Raw genomic sequence first — 22,467 nt, 5'->3', positions numbered from 1 at the left:
CTTAGCGGCTAGAAACAACTTTATCAACTAGACCGTAGTCGACTGCGGCTTGAGCACTTAAAAAATTATCGCGATCCGTGTCACGCTCAATGGTTTCCAAGTCTTGCCCAGTATGATCTGCCAATGCTTCGTTTAAACGCTGCTTAATTTGCAAAATTTCCTGAGCATGAATTTGAATATCACTTGCTTGCCCTTGGAAACCTCCTAAGGGCTGGTGAATCATCACACGAGAGTTAGGCAAGACAAAACGTTTTCCTTTTTCACCAGCTGATAATAAAAAAGCACCCATACTAGCTGCTTGACCAATACACATCGTGCTGACATTCGGCTTGATAAAGCGCATAGTGTCGTAGATGGCCATCCCTGCAGTAACACTTCCTCCTGGGGAATTGATATACAAATGGATATCTTTATCTGGGTTTTCGGATTCTAAAAAAAGCATTTGTGCCACAATCAAATTCGCCATATGGTCTTCGACTTGCCCAACCAAAAATATGACGCGTTCTTTTAGAAGACGTGAGTAAATATCATAAGATCGCTCACCACGACTGGTTTGCTCAATTACCATTGGCACTAATGCGTTTTCAATCATATTATCCATTCTTGTGTTTTCTAGTTTTTATAATCACTGACTACTTGTATCCATAAAGTAATCAGCTTTATAAGTATTTAGAGATAAAGTTTATTTATTCAAGGCTGTTCGGTAAAAAAGATTTTAATTTTACGTAAACACGGACCTTAAATCTTTCAGATACTTAATATTAGCTTTTTTACAGGCAAAAAAAAACTTAACTCCAACAACAAAACGTTTGTTTCATTATCGAAATTAAGTTTTAGCTATCTTTGAGGTTAACAAAAAAAATAAGACACCACAAAAATAAAAGCTTAGAGCTTAAGCTGCTTGATTTGGCGCAATCACTTCTTTGAAGTTTTTGCTTACTTTAGAGACTTTTGCTTCCGCTAAAATTTTCTCAGCAACTTTGTTTTCCACAAGTACCGCACGAATTTCGCTACGAGCACCAGGGTTTTGAGCATACCAAGCCATCACTTCACTCGGATCTTCGTAAGAAGATGCTTGCTCAGCAATATAAGCTTCCACTTCTGAGTCTTCAGCTTGGAAATCATTTACTTTAATGATTTCACCTAACATTAGACCAAGTTTTACACGGTTAGCGGCTTCATCGTTGAACGTTTCAGGATTAATTGGTGCATCTTTCAAATCAACACCTTGCTGCTGAAGTTGTTGTTGAGCACGTTGCATCAATTGTTGCGCTTCTTGTTGAACCAATGCTTTTGGAACTTCCACATCTGCAACTTCTTGTAGAGATTGCATGACCGCATTACGGTTTTGAGCTTCTACTGCACGCGCAAGCTCTTTCGTCATATTGTCTTTGATTTCTTTACGAAGAGCTTCTTCAGTACCTTCTTCAACGCCAAATGATTTTACAAATTCTTCATCGATTTCAGGTAATTGCTTAGTCGATACAGAATGAACAGTGATATCAAAAGTTGCTGTTTTACCCTTTAGGCTATCTGCATGATAGTCTTCAGGGAAAGTGACTTCAATTTGCTTCTCTTCACCTTTTTTCATACCAATAATGCCATCTTCGAAACCTGGAATCATGCGACCAGAACCGATTTCTAAAGGCACATTTTCAGCAGAACCACCTTCAAACGTCTCACCATCGATTTTCCCTAGGAAATCAATAATGACCTGCTCACCTTCTTTAGCTTTCTTGTTACCGTTTGCAGGCTTCCAAGCCATACGCTGTTCACGTAAACGGTTGATCATGTCTTCAACATCTTCATCAGTCACATCCGACTCAATCACTTCAACTTCAATCCCAGAAAACTCAGGAACAGTAATTTCTGGATAAACTTCGAATGAAGCTGTGAATGTGATGTTGTCACCATCCTGATCATTTAAGTCTTCAAACTGAGGGAAACCAGCAACTTGGATTGACTCTTTTTCAACAGCTTCATAGAAAGCGTTCTGAAGAGCTTCACCCATCATTTCTTGATGAACTTGTGCACCGTGACGTTTTTTCACAATGTTTAAAGGGACTTTTCCGGGACGGAAACCATCCATTTTGGCAGTACGACGAAGCTCGTTTAAGCGTTTTTCTACTTTTACTTTGTAGTCATCCGCTGGGAAAGAAACGGTCATTTTGTGCGCTAGACCTTGTTCAGGCTTTTCAACAGTTACTTGCATTGTTTCATCTCGAAATTTAAGGGTTATATAGTAAAGGCTTCAGTTTACTCATTTATGAATTAATTGAATCCACTTCGGCAAAACGAAACCTTAGAAAATTTTGGAGCAGAATTATACTGGCTTAGCACATGAATTTAAAGAAAAAACCCTTGCTTTCAAATTAGTCAGCCAAATCCTACCGACTTCTACGCACAAAAAAAACTAAATTGAGCCAATTTTATTTCGCCAGTACGATAAAAATCTCTTAGTTGACTAGATATTTTTATACATTCATTAAGAATGTATTAGTTTTTTTGTTGAATTGAGTGGTTTCAGGTAAAATGCGCGAAACGTTATTTTAACCCCTTATATTTAAAGGAAAAATCATGGTTATTGAAAAAATCGTCATGCTTATGGCTGGAACAATGGTTCTTGTTAGCACCCTATTATCTGTTTACCACGATCCTCTGTGGTTATATTTAACTGGATTTGTAGGCGCAAACTTGTTGTTTGCAGGAATGACTGGCTTTTGTCCAATGGTTAAAATACTGCGTAAGTTTGGCTTAAAACATGGCTGTGCATTCAAGTAATTGAATCATTATGCGTTATTAAAGACTTTACCGGCCGGTAAAGTCTTTTTTCACCTAAGAAGATTAATATTTTGCTAGTTTTTATTTAAAACTACTCTTTTTTCTTATTGAGATTGACGAATTTCTTCCATCTCTTCCTCAAGCTCTAACCACTGCTCTTCACACTCTTCAATTGTTTTTTTCAATTGTGCTTCTTCCAGTAAGATGGGTTCGAGCCTCTCTTTGTTCTGTGCATCGTACAATTCAGGGTTTTCCATCAATAAATGGATTTCCTCTAATCTATTTTGGCTTTTCTCAAGTTGAGTTTCCATTTTTTTCAACTGCTTCTTTAGCGGCTTAAGCTGCTGTTCAAGTTGTTTACGAATATGGGCATTTGTCTGTCGAATGGCTTTTTTATTGACTTCATTTTTATCGGAGTTTTTACCCGTGTTGGAAAGTAAACGGTTTTCATCACGAACACGCTTCATTTGATCCTGTAGGTATTCATCCAATGAACCAAAATACAATTCAACCTGTCCTTGATGTACCCACCAAAACTGGTCTACACAGGCATTTAAAAGTTGCTTATCGTGACTAACAATAATCACGCCGCCGGTAAAATCATTGATTGCCATTTCTAGGGCATCACGAGTTTCCATATCCAAATGGTTGGTAGGCTCATCGAGAATGATCAAATTGGGTTCTTGGAAACGGATCAAAGCCAGTGCTAAACGAGCTTTTTCTCCCCCTGAAAAATTTTCGATTGTCTCCAGTGCTTGCTGATTAGAAAAACCAAATTGACCTAAAAAGTCTCGCGATTCTTGATCAGACGGAGCCTCTTCCATTGCTAAAAGATGCTGTAAAGGACTCCATTCAGGGCGAAGCGTTTCTAGTTGGTGTTGTGAAAAATAGCCAATTTTTAAACCTTTGCTTAGCTGTATTTTCCCTGCTACAGGTTTTAAATCACCTACTAATAATTTTAGTAGAGTGGTTTTACCTGATCCATTCACTCCAACAAGCCCAATCCTGTCACCACTTCTCACAACAAGATTAACCTTATCTAAAATGGTTTTATCATTGTAAGCAAAATCTAACGCTTGAATCTCCAACATTGGATCCGGCATCTGTTTCGGCTCACTAAATGCAAAATGAAAATCTGTACAGGCTTGGACGGCAGCTACCTGCTCCATGCGCTCCAACGCTTTGACACGACTCTGAGCTTGCTTGGCTTTACTTGCCTTGGCTTTGAAACGGGAAATGAATGTTTTAAGGTGCTGCATCTGTTGTTTTTGCTTGTCATGCAGACTTTGTTGTTGCATCAACTGCTCGTGACGTTGTCTTTCAAACGCCGCAAAATTTCCAGAATAGTATTGAATCTTCTGCTGGTCGATCTCTGCAATACCTTGAACGACCTCATCCAAGAAGTTTCGATCATGCGAAATGACCAAAATCGCCCCTTGATAAGATTTGAGCCAAAGTTCCAGCCAAGTGACCGCTTCAATATCCAAGTGGTTCGTAGGTTCATCAAGCAAAAGTAAGTCTGATCGCTGCATTAAGGCTCTCGCCAATTTCAAACGCACCTGCCACCCACCTGAAAATTCTGACAACTGCTTATCAAAATCCAGTTGGTTAAACCCTAACCCAAATAACATTTGCTTAGCTTTTAACGGCACTTCATAAGCCTGAATGTGTTCAATTTGATCATAGACCTTAACCAACGCTTGATTGTTTTGAGTACTCTCTGCTTGCTCAAGTGATTGCATGACTTCAAAATATAGACTATCCCCAAAGCATACATAATCTAACATTCCTACACTTAGGTCTTTTGTTTCTTGCTCCACGTAACCGATTTGCCAGTTATTTGGAACTTTAATGTCACCTGAATCAATAGTCGTTTCACCTAAAACAGCTTTAAAAAAGGTACTTTTACCGGCGCCATTTTTTCCAACTAGGCCTATTTTTTGTCCGGGATGAATCGTTAGATTTGCTGAATCTAATAAAGGTTTTGTGCCAGCGCGTAATGACAGGTTTTGAATTGAAATCATGTTAGATAGAGACTCTTTGTAACTTACCTTCGACCAATGAAAGTTGTGTGTCCATTTTTGAAGCCAGACTCAAATCGTGCGTCACTATAAGCAGAGCCGTTTGATGTTCCTCATTTAACTCCAGTAACAAATCAAATACTTGTGAAGCGGAGCTTGCATCTAAATTCCCAGTCGGCTCATCGGCGAGTATACAGGCAGGTTCGGTAATTAGAGCACGAGCAAGTGCAACTCGTTGTCGCTCACCACCAGACAGCTCAGCAGGCTTATGGTTTAAACGGTGCCCAAGACCGACTCGAGTCAAAAGCGTTTTGGCTTTTTCTTCAGCTTCACGACGATTCTGACGACGAATCCATAGTGGTAACATCGCATTTTCAATAGCACTTAGTTCGGGTAACAAATGATGAAATTGGTAAACAAAACCCATTAAATCATTACGCATCCTGCCACGTTTCGCTTCTGACAACTTTGAAAACGTTTTCTGTTTTAATAAGACTTCACCTGAAGTTGGTGTATCCAATCCCGCTAACAAATGCAGCAGTGTACTTTTTCCAGAACCGGACGCGCCAACAATGGCCATTTTTTCAGCACTTGTTAGATTGAGACTAATTTCATTGAAAACACTGGTTTCTAAACTTCCATCTTTGTAAGACTTCGCTAAGGAGTTTGCCTGAAGGACAATATTTGACTGCATGGATTTATTCATAGCGTAACGCCTCAGCAGGTTGAATTTTGGACGCCCGCCATGCTGGATAAAGGGTTGCAATTAACGTTAGAACAAAAGCAACAATCGCAACAGAATAGACATCGCTCCAAATAATTAAAGAAGGAACCTTACTGATGTAATACACATCCGCAGGGAAGAACTGGAAACCAAGCAGTTGTTCAATAAGTGGCACGATTACATCGATATTTGATGCCAGACTTATTCCACCAATTAATCCTAAAATCACGCCTATGGAACCGATAATCAAGCCTTGCAAAATAAAAATGCTTTGAATATTAAAAGGAGAGGCACCAATCGTTCTTAAAACTGCAATATCACTTTGCTTATCTGTCACAACCATTACCATGGTAGAAACGATATTAAACGCGGCAACCATAATTATTAATGCAAGAACAATGAACATCATGCGCTTTTCCATTTCAATCGCTTTAAAAAAGTTTACATGTTGTTGTGTCCAATCACGCACATAATACCGGCCGGTAAGATGTTTTCCCAGATCTTCACGAACTTCGAACACTTTGAACAAATCATCAATCTTTAGTTGAAGTCCGCCCACCGCTTCGCCATATTTGAATAGCGTTTGCGCATCTTTTAAATGAATAAATGCCATACCGCTATCATATTCATGCATGCCCGCTTCAAACACTCCAATAACAGTAAAACGTTTGATTCTAGGCACCACACCTAAAGGAGATACCGTGCCTTGTGGTGCAATAACTGTAACCTTATCACCTAAAGAAACGCCAAGCGTTGAAGCCAATTCCGACCCTAAAATTATTTGGTATGCTTTAGGTTGCAATTGTTCAAAACTTCCTAAAACCATCTGGTTTTCAATATCTGAAACTTGCCCTTCTTGTTCAGGTAATACCCCTCGAATCATCGTTCCTTTGACTTCTCCTGAACCGGTTAACATTGCCTGCTCTGAAATATTCGGTGCAGCGCCTAATATCTTAGGATAATCAATCACTTGAGAATACACACTCTGCCAATCTCTTAGTCTGTTATCTGCTTCTGTCAAGGTCATGTGCGCAGTCATTCCAAGAATTCGTTCACGTAACTCTTGTTGAAACCCGTTCATAATCGATAACACCGTGATTAATGCGGTGATACCGAGTGCGATACCAATCATGGATGAAAGGGAAATAAAGGAGATAAAACCATTACGACGTTTTGCGCGAGTGTATCGCCAACTCAAAAGAAATTCATAAGGGAGTTTAAACATATCCACTCAGTATGGTTGGTCGGATAAATGACTTATCCGTAGTTAATAAATTAATAAAGGTTATTAGATTCATTTTTTGAATCCGATTGATTAGCGTCGTTCTTTGCTTCCTTTGAACCTTCAGAGTTCGGGATTTTAGGTTGATAGGAAACAAAAACAGGCAACTCAATCGTATAGATAATTGCTAAAACCCGCAGACTTAGCGTAATTACGATGGATACCAAAATAGCAATATCCAACGAAACATCCCACTGGTCAAGCAGTAATAATGCACTGGCGCCAAAAAATGAGGCCGTCGCATAGATCTCTTTTCTAAGTACCAGTGGCATTTCACCCACTAGAACGTCACGAATCATTCCTCCAACAACCCCTGTCATCACCCCGGTCATAATAGCGATTGGATCAGAAAAGCCGAGCTCTAAGGCTTTTTGAGTACCGATTACTGTAAACACTGCGAGACCTAACGCATCAAGAAGCACCAGCATTTTAATGGGAAGTCGTTTAAAGCGAGCAAGGAAAAAAAAGATGAGTGCAGTAATCACAACTAAATAAATATAAGAATCATTCTGTGTCCAGAAAACAGGCTCATCAATAATCAAATCGCGAACAGTCCCACCACCAATTGCAGTGACCATTGCAATCACGATCGCCCCAAATAAATCTAGGCGTTTATAGCGCGCAGCAAGCAACCCCGTAATTGTAAAAACAACGGTTCCTAAAATATCTAGGTAGTGAATTAAAATTGAAATTGCCATAGTGGCTGCAATTATAAACGACGAAAACTTTAAACTAAAAAAAAACGCCCCTGAATTGGAGCGTTTTTCTCTGAAGTAATCTGTTAAAGATCATTGAACACTTGATGTCTTATTTTTGAGACTTCAAACGGTTGATTCCTAACATTTTCATAATATATTTCTGGTAAATCGGTTCAGAGTTCCCAGCTTTCATATTTCGAATGAAATATTTTTCAAATGCAATTTTCGCTAAATGCACCCATTTACCTTTCTTTGCCCATGTCAAATTCCGAGGTGGAATCTGTGGCAATGCAACAAATGCAGCACCCGAGTCACCCATGTCAGCCAAACATACAGTGTTCCACGTTGGCTCCTCATGAGCATCTTCACCTTTGATGTTCGCCTCAATGTTATGGCAAATTGCTGTCACCATTGACTCAATCATCAAACCTGTTTTTGGGGTGCCACAAGGAACAGGACAAGTGGTATCGACAGGAGGAATAGCAATCCCAACACCTAATGCATAAATGTTTTTATAAGTCGGGTTACGACTAAATTGGTCAACCTTTACAAAACCGCGAGGGTTGACTAAAGGACCCCCAGCAGCTTCAGGATTTGAATCGACCATTTCCATTAGGAATTTTGAACCACGGAAAGCCGGTAACATCATTGAATACTTAAATGGAAGTTCATGCTGCTTAATAACATTCCCTTGAAGGTCATGTTCATCAACATACATCACACCGTCCTCAATTTTGGTCGTTTTGGCATTACAAATCCAATTAATATGGCGATTACGCATTTCAGATTCCATTAAACCTTTGGAATCACCTACCCCACCAAGACCTAAATGCCCGATATACGGCTCAGCAGTCACAAAAGTCATCGGAACTTGATTACGGATTTTGCGTTTGCGCAAATCAGTTTCCATAATCATCGCAAATTCGTAAGCAGGCCCAAAGCATGAGGCTCCCTGAACTGCTCCAACGATAATTGGACCAGGTTCATTACAGAACTCTTGCCACTGTTCATAAGCTTCTACAGAGTGAGGCGTTGTACAAACCGAAACGGTATTTCCACCATGGCTTTTCGGGCCAAAACCTTCAACTTCATCAAATGCCAAAGCTGGGCCTGTCGACAAGATTAAATAGTCATAATCCATTGTTTGACCATCATCTAAGGTAATTTGGTTTTGCTCAGGATCAAGACCTACACAAGTTTGATGATAGAATTCAATGCCTTTACGGGTTAAATGAGGTTCCAGTTTAAAGGAAATATCTTCCGGTTTACGCCAACCGACAGCAACCCAAGGGTTAGATGGAACAAAGTTAAACTCATCAATCGCATTCACGACTTTAACTGTATGACCTTTATCAAGATGCTTACGAATGTCATAAGACATTGGTAATCCACCTGTGCTAGAACCTACCACAACAACTGTTGCCATTTTCTACCTCTATTATGTTCTGGAGACTAAGTATTCCTATTTTCATTTCAGGTATAACTTAACTCTTAAATCTCAATAATGATTTAAATTTTTTATATAGTTTGTCTTTTCTTTGACTTGAATACCATGAAACAATCTGCTTTTAAGGCATTTAAGTGACTGTTTATTTAAGCCAAATTCATATTGATTAGCAACCCAACTACTATTTTTTGTATTGAGCAATCATGACAAAAGGCATGATAAAAAGCACAATTAAAGAAACTAAAACAACTGAAACCAATACATTTAGCGCAATAAAACCTAAAATCGGTTCACTCACAAAAAATATTAATAACATAACCATAACTAAAGTTATGGAGGTAACCAATATCGGCCGCCCAACACTAATCATCGCAAAGCGAACAGACTCTTTTGGTGAAGCAAAAACGGTTGATTTTGCACGCTTCATTCTGGAAAAAAAATGAATTAAATCATCTACAACGATGCCCATTGGCGCAATCCACATTAATAACCAAAATAAATCTTTATTTGGCAAAAATTCTGGAATATTACCGGCCGGTAGAAAATCGAATTTCATCACCATTATTGCAATAATCATATTGGTAACAATAGCGACCAAACTGATTGTTAAGACAATGGCGGTTGACCAGGAAAACTGTTGCCACCACATTCCTAATCCTCCCCACATTATGACTAGAAAAGTCCCTAATGCGGCTAAACTACCGGCCGGTAACAAATGAAGATTGTCCATCCAGCTGAAAAATAAAATGAATAAGACTGCAAACCCCAAAGCTAAAGCAATTTTGATTGCAGGTAGCAAAATTGGATAATGTGTCAGAGCTTCGAGTTTTTTCATCCATTGGTAAAAACCTTGACGATCACGCGAATTACCAACACGAAACTCCAAAAAGAAAGTAAGTAGTAACCAAGGAAACAGCGTCACACTAAATAAATAACTTACCAAAACCCCCAATGAAATGACCCAAGCCATCTCGGCTAACTCAGGTTCAAACCAAGCAATACAAATAACGCCCAGTGCCGTCGTTAAATTAGAAAGAAAAATGGGTGAATGATTGAGCTTTACCGCCTCCGCAACAGCGTCAAACTGAAAAAGCCCTCGCGCCATTTCCCTGTGTAAAGTACTTAACAAATGAATAAAGTTAGCGGTAACTAATGTCGACGCAATGATTAATGCTAAAAATTCCAGACTGCCCCAATAAATATCAAACCAACTAGCCAACCCAATCGTTATGATATAAGCGAGATTCAAAAATAGAAGGTTGAGCAATCCTGATTTTACAGACTCAGACTGCCAGCCAAAAAATAGGCTGATAATAACCGAGCTCAAAAATAACACCTCTAAAGGTCTTAAAAAAGTGTCTTCGGCTGTCCAGAGAACTGATAGGTGACTGCTATCTGTTGTCAGCACGCCTATACTGCTGACAACAATCAGCATCAACCAGAACAGGCCGAGCATTTTTTTATGATGAGCCATTATTTGCACCCAGTGGTAAATCCAATTATTGCTCATGGCAACCAAAAACCTCACATTAGTGTTAAAAATTTATACAATCACACGTTTACATATTTAGTCGATTCTGAATAACTCGTTTAATTTATGGCAAAGCCCCTTTCTCTGCTCTGCAGCCGAGTGCTTTGTTTGGGTGGGCGTTTAAGCAGATATTCTCGTTGTTGTGAATCTCAATAATGGAATAACCATTATCTTCAATCCACGCCTAGAGCCTATCTACTTAAACATCCCACATAAATCTAAACCAGTTATTCAGAGTCGACTATTTACAATTAGAGATAAATTCTAAGCTTGATTGAACTCGCTAAATTTAAAATCGCCACTAGTTTAACAAACCCTTAGAACTCGAAACTGATACATAAAACCTGTTTAAATTTCATACAAATGAGATGGTTTAAATCGTTTATCCAGTAATTTCACTTAAACAAACAATTACTACAACTCAATGAAAACACCATAAAAACGACATGGCTACCAAAAAATCTGAATCTAACGCATCATTACACCCACTCAATGCAATCCAATCCTGGCTTAGTCATTGGCAACCCAAAGGTCATCGCAGTCACTTTGGTGCCATGCAGACACCTCAAAGCGCCCTTTTAATATCGCAGCTTTATCAGCAGAAACCTGGTTTTTTTGTCGTGATGACAAGCAATTCACAAATAGCGAATAAACTGCAAGATTACATTCAGTCATTTTTGGGTAGCGAGAAAAAAAACGATCTGCTAAGTTTTCCAGAATGGGAAACACTGCCTTACGACCGTTTTTCACCTCATCAAGACCTAGTTTCCGAACGATTAAAAACACTTTACAAACTACCGCAACAGAAACGGGGAATTTTAGTTCTGCCCGTTTCAACCTTAATGCAAAAAGTTGTGCCCTCCGATTATGTCATCGCACATTCATTTTTGTTAAAAGCGGGTGAAATATTAGAACCTAATTCGTTTGCAAGTCGATTAGAGGCAAATAGCTACAGTCGCGTTAGTCAAGTCATGGAACATGGTGAATTTGCAATTCGAGGCTCGATCATTGATGTCTTTCCAATGGGTAGCACTTTGCCTTTTAGAATTGACTTATTTGATGATGAAGTCGAATCCATTCGAAGCTTTGACCCAGAAAGCCAAAGATCAATCGATAAAATCGAACAAATTGAACTGCTGCCGGCCAAAGAAATTGATCTGACAGAAAATGGCTTAGCTACTTTTCGAAATCAGTTTCGTACAGTGTTTGGTGAAGACCGTCTGCAATCCGAGGTTTATCAAGCCATCACCCAAGGTCAAGCCATTGGTGGTATTGAATACTACTTACCCTTATTTCACGAAAAACTTGCCACTTTATTTGATTACTTCCCCGAAGATACGCTATTTTTTGACTTTGATCAGCTAGATGAACAAATTGATTTAGGCTGGCAAAACTATGAAGAACGTTTTGAAATTGGTCGCCACAACATACAGTATCCAATTCTGGCACCTGAAAACCTTATCCAAAACAAAACGGATTTCTTAACCCGTCTCAAGCACTATCATCGAATTAGTCTGCACCCAGAAGCCCATCAAAAATCTGTAACGACTTTATTTGAATCTGTACCCATTCCCAACCTAGCATTGAATGCTAAAAGTGAATATCCGCTCGCAGCACTAAACAGTTTTTTTGACCAATTTTTGAGTGAGAATAATCCAAAGCAGCTTAATAAAATCATACTTTCCACCGAAACCAAAGGTCGTAGAGAAAGTTTGGCGCAACTTTTAAAAGAACAGCTGCCTGCAAGAAACTTTGAAGTCACAGATAGTTGGTCTGCAACTTTAACTCTCATCAAAGAGAGTCCTGCGACTCAAATTATCTTAACGATCACTCCATTACAAGAATCATTTGTTAATCAAACATTTGCGGTCATTAGTGAAAGCGATATTGTTGGCCAAACAGTTTTGCAAAAACGCCGACGCCGCAAAAAGCATTCAGACTTTGACAGTGCAGTCGCGAACTTGATAGAACTAAACATTGGTAGTCCAATTGTTCATTTTGATCATGGTGTTGGTCGATATAAGGGCCTTGAAACCATGGAATTGAGCGGTGAACCTCAAGAGTTCATGAAAATAGAATATGCCGACTCAGCCAACCTATATGTGCCTGTCAGCTCTCTGCACCTTATTAGTCGATACACGGGAGCAACTCCTGAAACAGCACCTTTGCACAAACTCGGTACGGATAAGTGGGATAAAGCTAAACAAAAAGCCGCCGAAAAGGCCCGTGATGTTGCCGCAGAGCTTCTTGATATTTATGCACAACGAGCTGCTCAAAAAGGCACGGCCTTCCAAACACCGGATGATGCCTACAATCAATTTTCTAAAAGCTTCCCATTTGAAGAAACCCCAGATCAATACATTGCAATTCGTTCAGTGGTTGAAGATATGCGTTCCGAAAAACCAATGGATCGCTTGGTCTGTGGTGATGTCGGTTTTGGTAAAACAGAAGTCGCCATGCGCGCTGCATTTATCGCTGCGTTTGATGAAAAGCAAGTTGCGATGCTTGTCCCTACAACCCTTTTAGCGCACCAGCATTTAGAAAACTTCAGGAATCGTTTTGCAGATTGGCCAATGAGAATTGAAGTCTTATCTCGTTTTCAAACAGCCAAAGAACAAAAGCAAATTCAAGAGGATTTAGCCGCTGGAAAAATCGATATTATCATTGGAACACACAAGCTCATTCAAAAAGGCGTCAACTACCAGAATCTCGGCTTGATCATTATTGATGAGGAACACCGCTTTGGTGTACGTCAAAAAGAACAGCTCAAAAAGATGCGCGCCCAAGTTGATGTCTTAACTATGACAGCAACCCCTATCCCACGAACCTTGAATATGGCAATGAACGATTTGCGTGATCTTTCCATTATTGCCACACCGCCGGCAAAACGTTTGGCGGTGCAAACCTTTGTCCAAGAGTGGAACCCAGAAGTCGTACGCGAGGCTTGTTTGCGTGAAATACGACGTGGCGGACAAGTGTATTTGCTCTACAATCATGTCGATCGTATCGAAAAGATGGCTCAAGACATTCAAGAACTGATTCCTGAATCAGCGGTAAGTTATGCACATGGTCAGATGAACGAACGACAACTAGAAAGCGTTATGGAAGACTTCTACCATCGACGTTTTAATATCTTAGTTTGCACCACCATTATTGAAACAGGGATTGATATTCCAACAGCCAACACCATTTTAATCCACCAGGCTGATAAATTTGGTTTAGCGCAGTTACACCAACTACGAGGTCGTGTTGGACGCTCTCATCACCGTGCTTATGCCTATTTATTTACAGCAGGAAAATCTCAACTGACTAGTGATGCGGAAAAGCGCTTAACAGCGATTGCCAAACACGATACGCTTGGTGCTGGGTTTATGCTGGCTAGTCACGATTTGGAAATTCGAGGGGCCGGTGAACTTTTAGGAGATGGACAGTCGGGGCAAATTACTGAAATCGGTTTTACGCTATACAGTGAAATTTTAGAACGTGCTGTAAAAGCACTTAAATCTGGTAAACAGCCTGAATTATCACTATCTCTCGAAACTGGGTGCGAAGTAGACATAGGAGAACCTGCTCTCATACCTGAAACCTATTTGCCGGATGTTCATAGTCGTTTAGTACTTTATAAACGTATTGCTGCCGCTGAATCTGAAGCTGAGTTACAAGAGCTACGTATTGAAATTATCGATCGCTTTGGCCTTTTCCCAGACTATGTTCAAAATCTGTTGGAACTATCCAAGGTAAAAATTTGGGTGAACGATTTAGGCTTCAAAAAAGTCGATATCAGTGACGAGATGATTCGCATTCAATTTGGACCACAACCAAAGATTGATCCTGGAAAGCTTATCCCTCTTATTCAGAGCCAGCCAAAGCAATTTGATCTTAAAGGACAAACCGAGTTGAAATTTTTCGATACAATGCCAACTATTGACGAGCGCATGAAAGCGTTTAAACACTTGCTACAGCAAATTACTTTAGAGGAATAAATTTGTGATTTTGACGCACTCTAAACCAACAGCGAAAATAACCTCTCCTACAACCGTCGCTTTAGTTCTTGTCGCTTGTTTAGCAGGATTATTCACGACAAAGGCTTCTGCAGAAGAAAAAATCCAACGTTATCATATTGATATGATTATCTTTGAACATCTTGCATTAAAAGGTTGGACGGAAGAATATTGGCCAAGCATTGTTGATTCAGCTCAGATTGAAAATGTGCAGGATTTAACAGCAACCGGCCGGTCTCCTTTGTTTATCGAAAATGCAAACCCAATGTTAGATGCAGAAGCCTCAAGAGTAGCAAAAAATTACCGAATTATTACGCATCAAAGTTGGGTTCAAAATGCATTAGGAGCAAAAGAGTCTCCCAAACTTTTTTTAGAAGCAAACCAGGGTTCAACCAGTTTTTACGGAACCGTAAAAATGTATCAATCTCGTTTTAACCACATAGAAATTGATTTCAACTATGAGCGGATGATACCGAATGCAGTAAGATCTGAATTTGCTCAAATGCAAAAAATACCACTGAATGACCTACCAACTCATTGGCCATTTCATATAAGCGCCCAGCGTAAAATGAAATCCGATGAACTTCATTATATTGACCATCCTCTATTTGGGGTTTTACTGCAAATTCGTAAATTGGATTAACTGAAGCAGATAAAGTCTTAAACCGGTAGCCATAAAATTAGGAAGAAGACACATATGCAACATCATTCTCGCTTTTTTTACTCGATTACTTTAAGTCTTCTTGTGTCGCTGAATGCTTCTGCAGATACGCTTAGAATTGCAACGGATGAATGGTGTCCCTACGACTGTATTGCCTCTCAAAACAATGGAAAAGTTGGTTATCTAGGAGATATGTTAGTCGAAGCTCTAAAAAAACACGGTCATGACGTTGAATTCGTTGAGGTCTCTTACTCTCGTGGCCTTACTCTAGTCAGAGAAGGCAAATTAGATGCAACTCAAGCATGTTTTAGAGAAGAAGCTCCTGATTTCATTATGCCCTCAAACCCACAAGGTATTAGCAACAGCACTTTTTTTAGTCTTAAAACCAATGAATGGCGTTATCAAGGTCTCGAATCGCTGAAACAGGCAAAAATGATTGGCGTCATTAAAGGTTATGACTATGTTGATCCCGAGGTAATGGGCTATATCAACCAAAACCCAAATAATGTTCTTGCAATCACCGGTGAGAAACCACTAGAGCGGCTGCTAGAAATGTTACTGGCTGGTCGTTTAACAACGATTATCGAAGATAAAAGTGTTTTTGAATATAAACTCCAGCAAATGGGTAAATCTGAATTTGTTCAGATTTCTGGAAATACACCTGTTGTGATCGATGTCTATACTGGCTTTTCTCCAGCAAACGAAAACTCTAAAATCTATGCCCAAATTTTAGATGAGGAGATTGAAAATATGCGCAAATCAGGAAGGCTAAAAGAAATTCTTTCCACTTATGGAATGCAGGATTGGAAAACCAATCCTTAAATATTCTTGCATATGTCATTTCGCCACTCCATAGCCCTTCACCTATTAACGGTTATTTTTAGTTTTTATTTTTTAGTGGCCATTATCGTTACAGTAATTCAGCTCTATAAAGAGTACGAAAATACAAAAAAAAGTTTTTATCATGAAATCCAACTGCTGCCCACTACTTTTGGTCAAGGCATTAGTGACTCAGTCTGGACTTATAATCAAGAATTACTACATTCTATTCTACAAGGTGTTTATAACAGTCCGATTGTAGTCGGAATTAAAGTCGAATCATTTGATCATAAAATGGATTATAAGATTGGTTCGATTTTGGATGAAAATAACCAAACGCATTATTACGATACAGAAAACCATCCAAGTTCTTCACCAGAAACAGGCATAGGCGCTGATGCATTATTCGGTCACACATTTCCCATTACCTATCAAGGCCCTGCATTTAAAGACCCCCAACCACTTGGAGAAGTAACTATTTATTCCAATGAACGATTGGTCTTTGAAAGGGTCAAATATGGCTTTTTTCTTATCCTTATCAACTCGGTCATCAAAACACTTGCGCTGTGGTTTATTATTTACTACTTCATCAAACGCTACCTCGGAAAACCGCTTAATGAATTTACACGCAAGATAAAGCAACAAGATATCAATCAGCCGAGTCTAATTAGTCTGGATATCTCTTGGTCAGAGAATAACGAAATTCTATTATTGAAAGACAGTTATAACCAAATGATCTGTAGCTTGCAAAAACACCAAAAAGCACTGGAAGTTTTAAATGCTGAACTTGATAATAAGGTAAAAGAGCGGACAAAAGAGTTAGTTAAAGCAAAGGAAGCCGCTGAAAAACTTGCTTACACCGATATGCTAACCGAAGTCAAAACAAGACGAGCATTTTTTGAATTAGGTCAGCAACAGCTCCAGAATGCACGTCGCCATCACTTTACAACAACCATTATCATGGTCGATATTGACCATTTCAAAAAAATTAATGACCTTCATGGTCACGCAACTGGCGACCGAGTACTGCAAAGTTTTGCTAAAACTCTAAAAGACTCCTGCCGGGCCTCTGATTTAATTGGGCGGTTCGGAGGAGAAGAGTTTGCGATACTACTGCCTCAAACAGATCTTAAAGGCGGCTTCCATGTCGCAGAAAAAATTCGAGAATCTGTATCTAACACGCAGCTAACCGAAAATAATCAAACGATTCGGTTTACCGCCAGCTTCGGTGTTGCAGAAATAACAGATCAAAACTTTAATCTTGAAAAAATTCTGGCTCAAGCTGATAAGGCGCTTTATGTAGCCAAGGATCAAGGAAGAAATCAAGTGGTTGCCTATAACAACACATTGATGAATTTAACACCGGGTCAATAATGAATCTTTCGACTTAGTACAGTATGAATCAAACAGGGTAATCTTAGAGACCTTGTTTACTATGCTTGATGCCAAAAAGGAGAATCCAAAGTTGGCGTACTGGCGCTTGCAGACTCTCTTTCAACCATAGCACCGGCTTCATAGGCCAAACGCCCAGCTTCAATCGAACCTTTAAAAGCTTGAGCCATAATATCAGGGTGCTGAGCATGCGCCACAGCTGTATTCAGCAATATGGCATCAACCCCCATTTCCATCGCTTGCATAGCATGCGATGGTAAGCCAATGCCTGAATCGACAATCATAGTCACCTCAGGGAAACGCTCACGAATCGCCCGAAGAGCATAAGGATTCAGCAACCCTTTGCCTGTTCCAATTGGTGAACCCCAAGGCATAATGACCTTGCAACCCAACTCGACTAAATGACGTGCAATGACTAAGTCATCGGTGCAATAAGGCAGAACCTTAAACCCATCACTGAGCAAAATTTCAGTTGCTTTAACCAAGTCAATAGGGTCAGGTTGCAAATTAAAATCATCACCCACCAACTCTAACTTGATCCAGTCAGTTCCAAAAATCTCTCGACTCATTTTGGCCATTGTTACCGCTTCTTTGACTGAGTGACAACCGGCAGTATTTGGCAAAAGATGCAAACCGAGTGATTTTATAATTTCCCAAAAGTTTTCCCCACCCGATTGACCACCTACTTGTGTCGGATTTTGACGACTGAGGGATAGAGTTACAACCTGAGCGCCAGATGCCACTATGCTATCCTGCATCACTTTTGGTGATGGGTAAAGCGCACTACCAATTAGCATTCGACTATCGAGTTTTGTGCCATAAATATCAAGTTTTGAACGCATAATTGCCCTTTTAAATCTCAAGTTTACCGGCCGGTAAAGTTCTATGAATTGAATTTCTAACCGCCTTGAATTGCACCGAGCACCTCGACTTTATCACCTTCTTTGAGCACGAAACCTTCTTGCTGAGATTTAGGGATGAACTCCTCATTGACCATGACAGCAAACGGAGGTGTTGCTCCAAACAAATGCAACGCTTGAGCCAAAAGTCCTGCTTCTGAAACCTCGATTTGTTGCATATTCACCAAGACTTTCACGCTGGCACCTCCATATTCCCAGAATCAATTTTTAGAATATGTGGCATCTGTTCACAAAAATATGGATTAATCATTTCATCCAAAATGTGCGCCACACACATGTCCACCAAAACTGGTGACAGTAAGTAACCGTGGCGATAAAGTCCATTTAAACTGATGACATTACCGGAAACGCGCATTTGAGGCTCATTATCCAAATAGGCTGGGCGGAGTCCTGATTCATTAGATAAAATCTCTGCCTCAGCAAAACCGGAGTGAACCGAAAAACACGCTGATAATAACTCCAGTGTTGAACGAACGGTTGCTTTGCGCTGATCCTCACTTTCCAATTGCGTCGCACCAACCACAAATTCATGATTCGGTTTAGGTGCAATATAAATGGGATAACGTGGATGCATTAATCTTACCGGCCGGTGTAAATTCACATCTGGCGCTCTCAAGCGAATGACTTCACCTCGAACACCACGTAAATCAGCTTGATCAGGCTTGGAACCAAGACCGCGACAATCTAAAATCCAATCAAATGAATTCTTTAAACCGTTGATAGAAACGTTACTCCCATCAATTTGTGCATCAACACCCGTTTGCCAGTTGACTGATTTAGAATTTTGCAAAACCTTTGCTAAGACTTTAAGTAAGTGGCGATTATCCAGCTGTCCTTCATCAGGCAAAAACAACCCAACTTGAAATCTCTGGTTTATCTCGGGTTCTAAGTTAGCAATGCCTTGAGAATCAACCTTTTGAAAATTTCTAGCTTTGAGATTATTTTGCAGATTTTGCAAACTGGATCGATCTTGTTCAAAAGCAAGCAGTAGTGAGCCGTTTTGTTGAAAAAAGACGGATTCAGGTAAATCAGCCAAAATCTCTTTCCAACGCTCCAGACAATATTCACCTAATCGCATGACTCCAATGCTACTTTCTGCCGATTCAGCCAAAGGTGCCAACATCGCTGCGGCTAGGTAAGCCGCGCTTTGTTTTGCATCACCTTGATCTTTGTCATATAAAAACACCTTTGCATGGTCTTTTAGATGATAAGCCATCAAGCGACCTAAAAGCCCTGCGCCTAGAATAGCTATTCTAGGCTCAACGTTTTCTGATATTGCGTGCATCTTTACGCTTCTTTTTTCACCATTTCAGGTTGATAAATTTCGCTACCAGCCTCAATGAACTCTTTAGATTTCTCTTTCATACCAGCTTTAATTTCATCCAGAGTGATTTCAGTAATTTGACCATTTTGAACGGCTGCTTCTTGTTCTGCTGCGTAATCTCGGACTTCTTGCGAAATTTTCATTGAACAGAATTTAGGGCCGCACATTGAACAGAAATGCGCAACTTTTCCAGATTCCTGTGGAATTGTTTCATCATGATATTCACGTGCACGCTCAGGATCTAAACCAAGATTAAACTGATCAACCCAACGGAATTCAAAGCGGGCTTTTGATAAAGCATTATCACGAATCTGCGCACCAGGATGCCCTTTTGCCAAATCCCCTGCATGTGCTGCAATTTTATAGGTCATCAAACCTTCTTTGACATCTTCCTTGTTTGGTAAACCCAAATGCTCTTTTGGTGTTACATAACAGAGCATTGCGCAACCGTACCAACCAATGTTGGCAGCACCGATCCCAGAAGTAATATGGTCATAACCAGGGGCAATATCTGTCGTCAGGGGTCCAAGTGTGTAGAATGGTGCCTCACCACACTCACGCAGCTGTTTATCCATGTTTTCTTTCACCATGTGAAGCGGAACGTGACCCGGCCCCTCAATAATGACCTGAACATCATGTTTCCACGCAATTTGCGTTAATTCACCTAAAGTTTCTAGTTCAGCAAATTGTGCTTCATCATTCGCATCGGCAATTGATCCTGGACGTAAACCATCTCCTAGCGAAAAAGAAACATCATAGGTTTTCATAATTTCACAAATTTCTTCAAAGTGGGTATACAAAAAACTTTCCTGGTGGTGTGCCAAACACCATTTGGCCATAATTGACCCACCACGCGATACAATTCCCGTGACGCGTTTTGCAGTCATTGGAATATAACGCAGTAAGACACCCGCATGAATTGTGAAGTAATCCACGCCCTGCTCAGCTTGTTCAATCAATGTGTCACGAAAAATTTCCCATGTAAGGTCTTCAGCGATTCCATTTACTTTTTCAAGAGCTTGATAGATTGGAACGGTTCCAATTGGTACAGGTGAATTACGCATAATCCACTCACGAGTTTCGTGAATATTGCGGCCAGTAGACAAATCCATTACCGTATCTGCCCCCCATTTTGCCGCCCAAACAAGTTTTTCAACTTCTTCAGGAATCGAAGAACCAACTGATGAATTACCGATATTGGCATTTACTTTGATTAAAAAATTACGGCCAATTATCATAGGCTCGGATTCAGGATGATTGATATTGCATGGAATGACTGCTCGGCCACGCGCGACTTCTTCACGCACAAATTCGGGAGTAATATCTTGAGGAATAGACGCTCCAAATGACTCGCCAGCATGCTGTTGTGTAATCATTTCATCACGAATTTCAGCACGTTTCATGTTCTCACGAATCGCAATGTATTCCATCTCAGGGGTAATAATGCCTTGGCGAGCATAATGCATTTGCGTAACATTTTTACCAGCGATAGCCCGACGAACCGTTGGCAATTTTTCAAACCGTATAGCGTCAACACCTTCATTAGCCAAACGCTCTTGAGCAAATTTTGAAGTCACAGAGTCTAATACTTCTGTATCTCCACGCGATTCGATCCACGCTTCACGTAATTTCGGAAGACCTTTGTAAACATCTACTTCAATATTTGGATCCGTGTAAGGCCCAGAGGTATCGTAAACATGCACAGGCTCGTTTTTTTCCGTAATAGGGTTATCTTCTGGACCTGAAACATAGGTATCACTTAATGTGATCTTACGCATTCCGACTTTTATGTCGTGTAATTTTCCCGGAACATAGACCTTTTCAGAATTAGGGAAAGATTGCCCAGATACATTTTTAATAAATGCTTCTGCTGCGGCTCGACGTTCACGACGATCTGTCGCTTTGTGGTTTTGGCTCATTTTGCTAAATCCTTAGTTATAGATAAGGAAGGCAAACGCGAGATGCTAATAAACATTAGCAAAGAGACATGAGAAAAAATAGTTGAATTAGCAAGGCGCTACATGAAAATAAGACAAAAGGAAAAGATAGATAGAAATCTACAATTTCGACGCGTACTTAAGTCAAGTAAACGCCAGAGTTGCTATTGTTCCCTACACCGGCCTTAACCAGATCAGGTTCAACGGATCCCGCTTTCGCGATCTCAGCCTCGGTGAGAAATCTCAACCGTTTGGCACTCCGACAATTAAGTATGATAGAAAGTATAGTAAGAATTTAACCAGATGCAAGTCTATTTATCAGGTAGTTTGTCGAAAAGCCCACTAAAAATTCAGTAAAATCTTGCACCAAACTACCTATATGGAGATGAACAATGTTTAAAATTCAAGAGATTGATCCTGCAACCTATCGCAAAAAAACTCGCAATGTCACGCTTTCAATGATGGCCATTTTTATTGTTATAGGATTCATCACAGCCACTCTAACGGTTGAGTATTTAGGGCCTTATTCAAATAATCATTTAGTTTTGAACTTTATAGGCGCATTTATCGGACTGTTGATTACTGCGTGGATTATGAAAAAGTTCTTTGCAGATAAGCCTTTCATGCAAGAAGCTGTGTATGGTTGGAAACTCAAACGAAACTTAATGTATGTCACAAATCGTTTAGCGAATATTCAATCCGCAGCAAAGGTTGGCGATCAAAAGGCAGTGAAGATTTTACGCTTTTATCATCTGGGGTTGACGCAGATGCACAAACTTGAGCAAAACAGCTCTGCATTAATCGATATGAAAGTGGAAAAAGAGCAACTTGAAAAACAAATGACAGAACTTGGGTTAGAACTAAATCAAACTGAATTCGATCCAGCTTGGACTAATGACTACAAAGAGAGTCATTGAGCACTTCTCCAA

At 39.9% G+C, this 22,467-nt stretch carries 18 protein-coding genes and 1 riboswitch; of the genes, 6 read left to right on the top strand and 12 right to left on the bottom strand.

The features are described 5' to 3' along the window. Window position 1: 1 nt before the first annotated feature. Both clpP and tig read right to left on the bottom strand, forming a co-directional pair. Window positions 2-601, bottom strand: coding sequence for an ATP-dependent Clp endopeptidase proteolytic subunit ClpP (gene clpP, locus D9T12_RS06000; RefSeq protein ID WP_130537328.1), 600 nt, complete (start codon window positions 599-601; stop codon window positions 2-4). 291 nt (window positions 602-892) lie between these two features. After that, the gene (tig, locus tag D9T12_RS05995) at window positions 893-2,212 is read right to left on the bottom strand and encodes a trigger factor (protein WP_130537327.1); all 1,320 of its coding nucleotides are present in this window, start codon (window positions 2,210-2,212) and stop codon (window positions 893-895) included. A 365-nt stretch (window positions 2,213-2,577) separates the two neighbouring features. On the opposite strand from tig, the gene D9T12_RS05990 reads away from it, so the two are divergent. Next, complete coding sequence (locus D9T12_RS05990; RefSeq protein ID WP_130537326.1) at window positions 2,578-2,781, top strand: YgaP family membrane protein; 204 nt, start codon at window positions 2,578-2,580, stop codon at window positions 2,779-2,781. 104 nt (window positions 2,782-2,885) lie between these two features. Here the strand turns inward: D9T12_RS05990 and D9T12_RS05985 are convergent, their stop codons facing one another. From D9T12_RS05985 to D9T12_RS05960, 6 genes are all read right to left on the bottom strand, one after another. Further along, window positions 2,886-4,805 (bottom strand): ABC-F family ATP-binding cassette domain-containing protein, encoded by a 1,920-nt coding sequence (locus D9T12_RS05985; RefSeq protein ID WP_130537325.1) that lies wholly within the window; start codon window positions 4,803-4,805, stop codon window positions 2,886-2,888. Between the two features lies 1 nt (window position 4,806). Next, window positions 4,807-5,508 (bottom strand): lipoprotein-releasing ABC transporter ATP-binding protein LolD, encoded by a 702-nt coding sequence (gene lolD / locus D9T12_RS05980; protein WP_130537324.1) that lies wholly within the window; start codon window positions 5,506-5,508, stop codon window positions 4,807-4,809. Further along, window positions 5,501-6,751 (bottom strand): lipoprotein-releasing ABC transporter permease subunit, encoded by a 1,251-nt coding sequence (locus tag D9T12_RS05975; protein WP_130537323.1) that lies wholly within the window; start codon window positions 6,749-6,751, stop codon window positions 5,501-5,503. Before D9T12_RS05975 ends, lolD begins: the two co-directional genes overlap by 8 nt. A 50-nt stretch (window positions 6,752-6,801) precedes the next feature. Next, window positions 6,802-7,506 (bottom strand): trimeric intracellular cation channel family protein, encoded by a 705-nt coding sequence (locus tag D9T12_RS05970; RefSeq protein ID WP_130537322.1) that lies wholly within the window; start codon window positions 7,504-7,506, stop codon window positions 6,802-6,804. Window positions 7,507-7,615: 109 nt separating this feature from the next. Continuing rightward, complete coding sequence (locus tag D9T12_RS05965; RefSeq protein ID WP_130537321.1) at window positions 7,616-8,932, bottom strand: NAD(P)/FAD-dependent oxidoreductase; 1,317 nt, start codon at window positions 8,930-8,932, stop codon at window positions 7,616-7,618. A 202-nt stretch (window positions 8,933-9,134) separates the two neighbouring features. Continuing rightward, window positions 9,135-10,427 carry an MMPL family transporter gene (locus D9T12_RS05960; protein WP_165395047.1) on the bottom strand — a complete coding sequence of 431 codons (1,293 nt, stop codon included), beginning with the start codon at window positions 10,425-10,427 and terminating at the stop codon, window positions 9,135-9,137. Between the two features lie 503 nt (window positions 10,428-10,930). Between D9T12_RS05960 and mfd the strand changes: the two genes are divergently transcribed. Genes mfd through D9T12_RS05940 form a run of 4 tightly spaced genes read left to right on the top strand, consistent with a single transcriptional unit; the run spans window position 10,931 to window position 17,339 of the window. Further along, window positions 10,931-14,467 carry a transcription-repair coupling factor gene (gene mfd / locus D9T12_RS05955; protein ID WP_130537319.1) on the top strand — a complete coding sequence of 1,179 codons (3,537 nt, stop codon included), beginning with the start codon at window positions 10,931-10,933 and terminating at the stop codon, window positions 14,465-14,467. Between the two features lie 4 nt (window positions 14,468-14,471). After that, window positions 14,472-15,128, top strand: coding sequence for a CsiV family protein (locus D9T12_RS05950; protein ID WP_130537318.1), 657 nt, complete (start codon window positions 14,472-14,474; stop codon window positions 15,126-15,128). A 54-nt stretch (window positions 15,129-15,182) separates the two neighbouring features. Continuing rightward, window positions 15,183-15,968 (top strand): substrate-binding periplasmic protein, encoded by a 786-nt coding sequence (locus D9T12_RS05945; RefSeq protein WP_130537317.1) that lies wholly within the window; start codon window positions 15,183-15,185, stop codon window positions 15,966-15,968. 12 nt (window positions 15,969-15,980) lie between these two features. Continuing rightward, window positions 15,981-17,339 (top strand): diguanylate cyclase, encoded by a 1,359-nt coding sequence (locus D9T12_RS05940; RefSeq protein ID WP_130537316.1) that lies wholly within the window; start codon window positions 15,981-15,983, stop codon window positions 17,337-17,339. A gap of 59 nt (window positions 17,340-17,398) precedes the next feature. Here the strand turns inward: D9T12_RS05940 and D9T12_RS05935 are convergent, their stop codons facing one another. The 4 genes from D9T12_RS05935 to thiC are packed head-to-tail and all read right to left on the bottom strand — an operon-like array spanning window position 17,399 to window position 21,520. Then, window positions 17,399-18,199 carry a thiazole synthase gene (locus tag D9T12_RS05935; RefSeq protein ID WP_130537315.1) on the bottom strand — a complete coding sequence of 267 codons (801 nt, stop codon included), beginning with the start codon at window positions 18,197-18,199 and terminating at the stop codon, window positions 17,399-17,401. A gap of 56 nt (window positions 18,200-18,255) precedes the next feature. Then, the gene (thiS, locus tag D9T12_RS05930; protein WP_130537314.1) at window positions 18,256-18,453 is read right to left on the bottom strand and encodes a sulfur carrier protein ThiS; all 198 of its coding nucleotides are present in this window, start codon (window positions 18,451-18,453) and stop codon (window positions 18,256-18,258) included. Next, complete coding sequence (locus D9T12_RS05925; protein WP_130537313.1) at window positions 18,450-19,562, bottom strand: FAD-dependent oxidoreductase; 1,113 nt, start codon at window positions 19,560-19,562, stop codon at window positions 18,450-18,452. Before D9T12_RS05925 ends, thiS begins: the two co-directional genes overlap by 4 nt. 2 nt (window positions 19,563-19,564) lie before the next feature. Continuing rightward, window positions 19,565-21,520: a phosphomethylpyrimidine synthase ThiC gene (gene thiC, locus D9T12_RS05920; protein ID WP_130537312.1), complete on the bottom strand. Its 1,956-nt coding sequence runs from the start codon at window positions 21,518-21,520 to the stop codon at window positions 19,565-19,567. Between the two features lie 172 nt (window positions 21,521-21,692). Then, window positions 21,693-21,810, bottom strand: a riboswitch (TPP riboswitch). A 120-nt stretch (window positions 21,811-21,930) separates the two neighbouring features. On the opposite strand from thiC, the gene D9T12_RS05915 reads away from it, so the two are divergent. Beyond that, window positions 21,931-22,455 (top strand): DUF3087 family protein, encoded by a 525-nt coding sequence (locus tag D9T12_RS05915; protein ID WP_130537311.1) that lies wholly within the window; start codon window positions 21,931-21,933, stop codon window positions 22,453-22,455. Window positions 22,456-22,467 lie beyond the last annotated feature (12 nt).

Source organism: Thiomicrorhabdus indica (genome assembly GCF_004293625.1).
Taxonomy (GTDB): Bacteria; Pseudomonadota; Gammaproteobacteria; order Thiomicrospirales; family Thiomicrospiraceae; genus Thiomicrorhabdus; species Thiomicrorhabdus indica.
The sequence above is the reverse complement of the archived record's forward strand: the minus strand, read 5'-3'. Positions and strand labels throughout refer to the sequence as shown.

What these genes read in the sequence shown, in the direction of transcription:
- clpP (WP_130537328.1), bottom strand. Translation starts at nt 601, where the DNA reads ATGGATAATATGATTGAAAACGCATTAGTGCCAATGGTAATTGAGCAA.
- tig (WP_130537327.1), bottom strand. Translation starts at nt 2,212, where the DNA reads ATGCAAGTAACTGTTGAAAAGCCTGAACAAGGTCTAGCGCACAAAATG.
- D9T12_RS05990 (WP_130537326.1), top strand. Translation starts at nt 2,578, where the DNA reads ATGGTTATTGAAAAAATCGTCATGCTTATGGCTGGAACAATGGTTCTT.
- D9T12_RS05985 (WP_130537325.1), bottom strand. Translation starts at nt 4,805, where the DNA reads ATGATTTCAATTCAAAACCTGTCATTACGCGCTGGCACAAAACCTTTA.
- lolD (WP_130537324.1), bottom strand. Translation starts at nt 5,508, where the DNA reads ATGAATAAATCCATGCAGTCAAATATTGTCCTTCAGGCAAACTCCTTA.
- D9T12_RS05975 (WP_130537323.1), bottom strand. Translation starts at nt 6,751, where the DNA reads ATGTTTAAACTCCCTTATGAATTTCTTTTGAGTTGGCGATACACTCGC.
- D9T12_RS05970 (WP_130537322.1), bottom strand. Translation starts at nt 7,506, where the DNA reads ATGGCAATTTCAATTTTAATTCACTACCTAGATATTTTAGGAACCGTT.
- D9T12_RS05965 (WP_130537321.1), bottom strand. Translation starts at nt 8,932, where the DNA reads ATGGCAACAGTTGTTGTGGTAGGTTCTAGCACAGGTGGATTACCAATG.
- D9T12_RS05960 (WP_165395047.1), bottom strand. Translation starts at nt 10,427, where the DNA reads ATGGCTCATCATAAAAAAATGCTCGGCCTGTTCTGGTTGATGCTGATT.
- mfd (WP_130537319.1), top strand. Translation starts at nt 10,931, where the DNA reads ATGGCTACCAAAAAATCTGAATCTAACGCATCATTACACCCACTCAAT.
- D9T12_RS05945 (WP_130537317.1), top strand. Translation starts at nt 15,183, where the DNA reads ATGCAACATCATTCTCGCTTTTTTTACTCGATTACTTTAAGTCTTCTT.
- D9T12_RS05940 (WP_130537316.1), top strand. Translation starts at nt 15,981, where the DNA reads ATGTCATTTCGCCACTCCATAGCCCTTCACCTATTAACGGTTATTTTT.
- D9T12_RS05935 (WP_130537315.1), bottom strand. Translation starts at nt 18,199, where the DNA reads ATGCGTTCAAAACTTGATATTTATGGCACAAAACTCGATAGTCGAATG.
- D9T12_RS05925 (WP_130537313.1), bottom strand. Translation starts at nt 19,562, where the DNA reads ATGCACGCAATATCAGAAAACGTTGAGCCTAGAATAGCTATTCTAGGC.
- thiC (WP_130537312.1), bottom strand. Translation starts at nt 21,520, where the DNA reads ATGAGCCAAAACCACAAAGCGACAGATCGTCGTGAACGTCGAGCCGCA.
- D9T12_RS05915 (WP_130537311.1), top strand. Translation starts at nt 21,931, where the DNA reads ATGTTTAAAATTCAAGAGATTGATCCTGCAACCTATCGCAAAAAAACT.